The sequence below is a fragment of the Streptomyces sp. FH025 genome (genome assembly GCF_017427025.1).
Classification (GTDB): domain Bacteria; phylum Actinomycetota; class Actinomycetes; order Streptomycetales; family Streptomycetaceae; genus Kitasatospora.
Map to the genome: position 1 here is coordinate 1 of NZ_JAFLNG010000471.1, position 6107 is coordinate 6107.

General features: G+C 72.7%; 5 protein-coding genes. All 5 read left to right on the top strand.

What is annotated here, in order from left to right:
- Positions 1-360: 360 nt before the first annotated feature.
- Entirely contained in the window at positions 361-1467 is a 1107-nt protein-coding gene (locus J0670_RS27000; RefSeq protein WP_207814282.1) for a phytanoyl-CoA dioxygenase family protein, read from the top strand.
- Entirely contained in the window at positions 1449-2762 is a 1314-nt protein-coding gene (locus J0670_RS27005; RefSeq protein ID WP_207814283.1) for a DUF6271 family protein, read from the top strand. Before J0670_RS27000 ends, J0670_RS27005 begins: the two co-directional genes overlap by 19 nt.
- Before the next feature lie 360 nt (positions 2763-3122).
- The gene (locus J0670_RS27010) at positions 3123-4298 is read left to right on the top strand and encodes a type III PLP-dependent enzyme (protein ID WP_207814286.1); all 1176 of its coding nucleotides are present in this window, start codon (positions 3123-3125) and stop codon (positions 4296-4298) included.
- Positions 4295-4909, top strand: coding sequence for a GNAT family N-acetyltransferase (locus J0670_RS27015; RefSeq protein ID WP_207814284.1), 615 nt, complete (start codon positions 4295-4297; stop codon positions 4907-4909). Before J0670_RS27010 ends, J0670_RS27015 begins: the two co-directional genes overlap by 4 nt.
- Positions 4910-4914: 5 nt before the next feature.
- Positions 4915-6107: MFS transporter (locus J0670_RS27020; protein ID WP_207814285.1), on the top strand; the 1193-nt coding region annotated here is incomplete at its 3' end.

Consider the following 6107-nt stretch of genomic DNA (forward strand, 5'->3'; position numbering starts at 1 on the left):
CTTATGTCAGTCTCCGAAACATAAAGCGAAGCCTGGAAGGCGTCGTGAGCTGCGCCGATTTCCCAATTGGTTACCCACTGGAAAGGGTTGACACCATTAGTTGGTCTAGTCCAACGTATGGGGAGCGCGGTTCGCCAATGGCTGATGCGGGGTGAGCAGCCTTGCCGGGCGGGCCAGTTGGCCCCCTGACGTGGTGCTGTTCCGCGCTCGCGGGCCGGGCCGAGAAGGAGCGCATACGGACGGGACCGTATCCGCGCGCCGAATTCCCCTCGCGGCCGACGACCGGCCGCCGACCCGCCGTGCCCACACCGAGCGCCCCAGGACGCGCTGAGTCGACTACGAACCACGGAGTGACCGCCCATGCCGAGCCCCGACGAACACCACGACGAACTCCCCGACGGGCCCGCCGAGGAATACCTGTACCGGGCCGCCACCGAGCGCCCCTACTTCAGCGCGGACACCGAGAGCTACCTGGCCCGCACGGCGCTGCGCGAACTGCGCAAGCGGCTCCCGCTGCGGGTGCTCTCCGAGGAGGACTTCGCGTTCTGGCAGACCTACGGCTACGTCGTCGTGAAGCAGGCGATCCCGGCCGAGGCCGCCCGGCGCCTGCTCGACTTCACCTGGGACTTCCAGGGACTGTCGCCCGACCGCCCGGAGGACTGGTACCGCGAGCGCGAGTACCGCGACGAACTCGACCAGCACCTGCACATCTACGGCTTCGTCGAGGCCTACCACCACCAGCTCATCTGGGACAGCCGCCAGGCGCAGCGCGTCTACGACGCCTTCGTCGACGTCTGGGACGCCGAGGAGCTCTGGGTCACCCTCGACCGGCTCAACCTCAACCCGCCGAACGTCCGCAACCGCGACCGCGCGCTGATCGAGCCCACCGACAAGGGCTTCGACATCGAACTGCACTGGGACGTCGACACCACCCAGGGCATGCTGCCGCAGCGCGTCCAGGGCATCATCGCGCTCAACGACACCGCGCCCGACCACGGCGGCTTCCAGTGCGACCCCGAGCTGTTCCGGCGCTACAACGAGTGGCAGGCCACCCAGCCCGCCGACCGCGACCCGATCCGCCCGGACATCGACCGCGCCGAGTTCCCCGTCGTCCGGCCCGAGTTGAAGGCCGGCGACCTGCTGATCTGGAACGGCCTGCTCGCCCACGGCGTCGCCCGCAACACCTCCGAGAACGGGGTGCGCGCCGTGCAGTACCTGTCCATGATGCCCGCCCTGGAGGAGTCCGAGCCGCTGCGCCGCTCCCGGGTCGAGTCCTGGCGCACCCTCGGCACCCCCGACTGGAACCGCACCCTGGTCGGGGACGCCGACAAGCCCGAGGCGCTGCGCTACGGGCCCGCCGAGCTGACCGAGCTGGGGGAGAAGCTGCTCGGCCTGCGGTCCTGGAGCGGCGACGGTCACGAGCAGCGGGAGTCGACGGGGGAGCCGGAATGCGCGACGTCTGCCTGACCCTGCCCACCAACCGCGAGTGCGCCGGCACCATCACCGCGATCGGCGGCGAAGCCGCCTACGCCGCCCGGCGGTTCGGCGTCCGGGTGCACCTGCTGGTGCTGGACTCCGCCGACCCCGCCGACCGCGCCCGGCACGCGGAGGCGCTGGCCGCGCTGCCGCCCGCCGAGGGAGTGGTCGTCCACCACCTGGACGAGGACGCCCAACGCGCCTTCCTGCGCGAGGTGATCGAGCGCGCCGACCTGCCCGGGCCGGACAAGCTGCTCGACCTGATGCTGCCCGACGCCGTCTCCTACGGTGCCTGCACCAACCGGGCGTTCCTGCTGGCCGCCGCGCTCGGCTGCGCCTCGGTGCACCGCCGCGACTCCGACAGCCGCTACCAACTGCTCGACGGCGAGCCGGTGTTCCCGATCGAGCACGAGCTCGCCACGATCGGGCTCAAGGCCGCCGACGCGGCCGCCGCCGTCACCGAGCACACCCTGGACCGGGCCCACGCCGACAAGCCGGTCGCCCTGGTCGGCGCCTCCTTCATCGGCGAACTCTCCGTCGACCTGGGGGAGATCCGCGACCTGGACCCGCAGGCCTACCACGACGTGGTCGCGCTCTGGGCGCCCACCGGAGCGACCGAGGAGGAGCGGCGCGAACTGGTCGCCGAGTCCTTCATCGGCGCCGGCACCGAGCCCTTCGCCGGCGACCGCGCCGTGCTCGACCGGCCCGACATCTGGCGGATCGACATGTGCAACATCGCCCTCGACCGCGAGGTGTACGAACGCGTCCCGCTGCCGCCCGCCACCGACACCATCGGCAGCGACTACTTCCTGCACCACCTGGTCCATGACGCCACCCTGCCCGGGGTGACGCACAACCGGCACATCGTCAACTACTACACCCCGGAGCGGCGTACCGGGCCCGGCTTCACCGCCTACCAGGAGCGCTACGCCAAGTTCCTGCTCTCCATGCTCTACCTCCACCCGGTCTACACCGAGATGGAGGAGGCCGGCGCGGCCCTGCTCGACGAGCGGCACCACGTCCGGACCGAGGCGATCGCCGACTCCGTCCGTCGCAGCGCCGCGACGGACCGGACCGAGAACCACCGGCGGCTCGCCGAACTCGACCGCTGCTACCGGCGACTGGGCGGGAAGTACGCCGAGTTCGCCGACCACCTGGCGTCCCTGCGGACGCGTCTGCTCGACGAGGCGCAGGCGGACATCGAGGACTTCGCACTGCTGATCGACGCGTGGGGCCCGCTGGTGCGGGCGAGCAAGGCCACCCCCGCCGACCGGCTGCCGTGGTAGGGGCGTGTCTTGCGGATCTTTGCCGGGTCCGCGACGCCGGGGCACGCACCTCGCCGCGTTGTCGTCGGTCGCCAATGCTCCGCAGTGGCTCCCTCCTCCGCCTTGCGATGCACGCACCCCAACGCCGCGGCCTGATCCGACAAGACCCACAAGACACGCCCCAGCCGGACCGGGAGTTCACACGTGATACCTCAGACCACCGAACCGCGCCCACCGGTCGACCACGGGAGGGCCCAGCACCAGAAGGCGGGCCACCCGCGGACCGAGGCCGCCCGGAAGACCAACCACCGCGCCCCGACCGCCGCGGCCACCGTCCACGCGGACAGCGCGCCCCGCCCCGACCAGCACGACCACAGCGCTCTGCGGGCCGCGCTCGCGGCCGCCACCGAGGACACCCTCGTCTACGATCTGGACGGCATCGGCCGTCAGTACGCCGCGCTGTGTGCCGAACTGCCCGGTGTGGCGGTGCGGTTCGCGATGAAGGCCTGCCCGGTGGACGAGGTGCTCGCCCACCTCGCCCGGCTCGGTTCGGGCTTCGACGCGGCCGGCCCGCAGGAGGTCGCCCAGGCGCTGAGCACCGGTGTGGCCCCCGAGCTGATCCACTACGGCAACACCGTCAAGTCCGACCGCAACATCGCCGAGGCCTACCGGCTGGGCGTGCGCGACTTCGCCACCGACAGTCTGGAGGACGTCGCGGCGATCGCCGAACACGCCCCCGGTTCACGGGTGTTCTGCCGCCTCGCCACCACCGGCGAGGGCGCGCTGTGGGGCCTGAGCCACAAGTTCGGCTGCTCGCCCGAGGACGCGGTCCGGGTGCTCGACGCCGCCCGCGCCGCCGGGCTGGTGCCGTCCGGGCTGTCGGTGCACGTCGGCTCCCAGCAGATGACCGCCGAGGCGTGGGGGGCGGCGATCGACTCGCTGGCCGCCGTCCTGGAGGCGCTCAACTGGCGCGGCATCACCCCGGAGCGGATCAACCTCGGCGGCGGCCTGCCCGCCCTGGGCGTCCTCGACCGGCGCGGACGCCCGCTGGAGCCGCCGCTGGACAAGATGTTCGCGGTGATCCGCGAGGGCATGGAACGGCTGCGCGCGGTCAACGCCGCGCCGCTGGAGTTCCTGCTGGAGCCCGGGCGGCACCTGGTCGCCGACCACGGGGCGATCCGCGCCCATGTCGCCCGGCTCACCTCCCGCCACCGCCTCGACGGTACCGGCGAGGACTGGCTGTACCTGAGCTGCGGCAAGTTCAACGGCCTGTACGAGATGGACCAGTTGCAGTACCGGTTGGAGTTCCCGACCCATCCCGGCGGTCAGTTCGTCAACGCCGTGGTGGCCGGTCCGACCTGTGACAGCGACGACGCGTACGCGCAGGACGGCGGCCGGGTGCGGGTCCCGCGCGCGATCGCCTCCGGCGACCCGGTCTGGATCCACTCCTGCGGCGCGTACGCCACCGCCTACGCGACCCGCGGGTTCAACGGCTTCGCGCCGCTGCCGTACACCTGCGTCGGCGGCGGCCCGGATCCGGACGGAGGCGCCTCATGAACGACACCACCCGTACGACCGACTCCCACACGACCGACACCCGCATCCGGCTGCTCCGGGAGGAGGACTGGGACGAGGTGGTCGCGCTGGAGGAGCGCGCCTACGCCGCCAGCGGCCTCTCCGAGGGCCGCGAGGCGCTGCGCTCCCGGCACCGCGCCTCGCCCGACACCTGCTTCGTGCTGGAGCACGAGGGCCGCTTCGGCGGCTACCTGCTCGCCCTGCCGTACCCGCTGTTCCGCTGCCCGGACCTCAGCCTGGCCGAGGAGGGCGGGGTACGGGCGGACAACCTGCACGCCCACGACCTGGTGATCAGCGAGGAGCTGCGCGGCCGGGGCCTGTCCCACCGGATGCTGCGGCACCTGGAGGGCACGGCCAGGGCGGCGGGCTACCGGACGGTCTCCCTGGTCGCGGTGCGCGGTTCGCACGTGCTGTGGAACCCGCTGGGCTACCGGGCCCGGCCCGAGGTCGACCTGCCGGAGAGCTACGGCTCCCGGGCGGTCTACATGGCGATGCCCCTGACCCCCGTCCCGGCCGACCCCGTCCCGGCCTGGCCGCTGCCGCACTCCACCGACCCGACCCTCGGGTCCCCACCCAGAGCCGAAGTGGGCTGATGCACATGTCCCCCGTTCGCGACGAGTTCCGCCGCTCCCAAGTGGCCATCGGCGCACTGTTCTTCGTCCTCGGATTCCAGTACGCGACCTGGGTCTCCCGGGTGCCCGCGCTCAAGGCGCGGCTCGACCTGGGCGAGGCCCAGATCGGCCTGCTGCTGATGACCTGCGGAATCGGCGCGGCGGTGTCCTTCCCGCTGGTGGCCGTACTGATGCGGCGGCTGGGATCCCGGCTGCTCTCGGTGGTGTCCGCGCTCGCCCTCGGGGTGATCCTGCTCGCGCTGTCGGTGGTGCCGAACTACCCGGTCACCCTGCTGGTGCTGTTCTGCGACGGCGTCGCGGTCGGCGCCCTGAACGTCGCGATGAACGCCCAGGGCGCCGCCCTGGAGGCCCGGTTCGAGCGGACCACGATGTCCAGGCTGCACGCCACCTTCAGTGCCGGCTCGCTGCTGGCGGCGCTGCTGGCCTCGGGCGTCAACGCCTTCACCGGCACCCTCGCGGCGCACTTCGGGCTGGCCGCGCTGCTGCTGGCGGTGCTGGTGGTGGCCGCCCGGCCGGGGCTGCTCGCGGACGGGCCCCAGCAGGACGAGGCCCGGCAGGACGCGGCCGACTCGCCGGCGGAGAAGAAGGAGCGCAAGGGCCTCGCCCTGCCGACCGTGGCGACGCTCTGGATGGGCCTGGCCATGGTCTTCGGCACCGTCACCGAGGGCGCCATGAACGACTGGTCGGCGCTCTACCTCAAGGACGTGGTGCACGCGGGCGGCGGGCTCGCCCCGATGGGCATCGCCGTGGTCTCGGTGATGATGGTCTGCGCCCGGATCTTCGCGGACGGCTGGCGCACCCGCTTCGGCGACGGCCGGCTCGTGCGCGTCGGCAGCCTGCTGGCCGGGCTCGGCCTCGCCCTCGCCCTGCTGGTCGGCGGCGTGGTGCCGACCCTGCTCGGCTTCGCCTGCGTCGGCCTGGGAGTGGCCGCGGTGACCCCGTGCGTCTACGTGGCCGCCGCCCGCCAGGGCCCCGACGCGCTCTCGCTGGTCGCCGCGATGGGCACCACCGGCCTGCTGGCCGGTCCCGCGGTGATCGGCTTCATCGCCGGTGCCACCAGCCTGGTCTGGGGCATGGCCGCGGTCGCCGCCTCGGCCGCGATCGTCTCGCTCTGCGCGACGCGCATCCGCTGGCCGCAGCAGGCGGCCCCGGCCGAACC

Excerpts from the sequence above, each read along its gene's own strand:
- J0670_RS27000 (WP_207814282.1), top strand. The coding sequence starts at position 361 with ATGCCGAGCCCCGACGAACACCACGACGAACTCCCCGACGGGCCCGCC.
- J0670_RS27005 (WP_207814283.1), top strand. The coding sequence starts at position 1,449 with ATGCGCGACGTCTGCCTGACCCTGCCCACCAACCGCGAGTGCGCCGGC.
- J0670_RS27015 (WP_207814284.1), top strand. The coding sequence starts at position 4,295 with ATGAACGACACCACCCGTACGACCGACTCCCACACGACCGACACCCGC.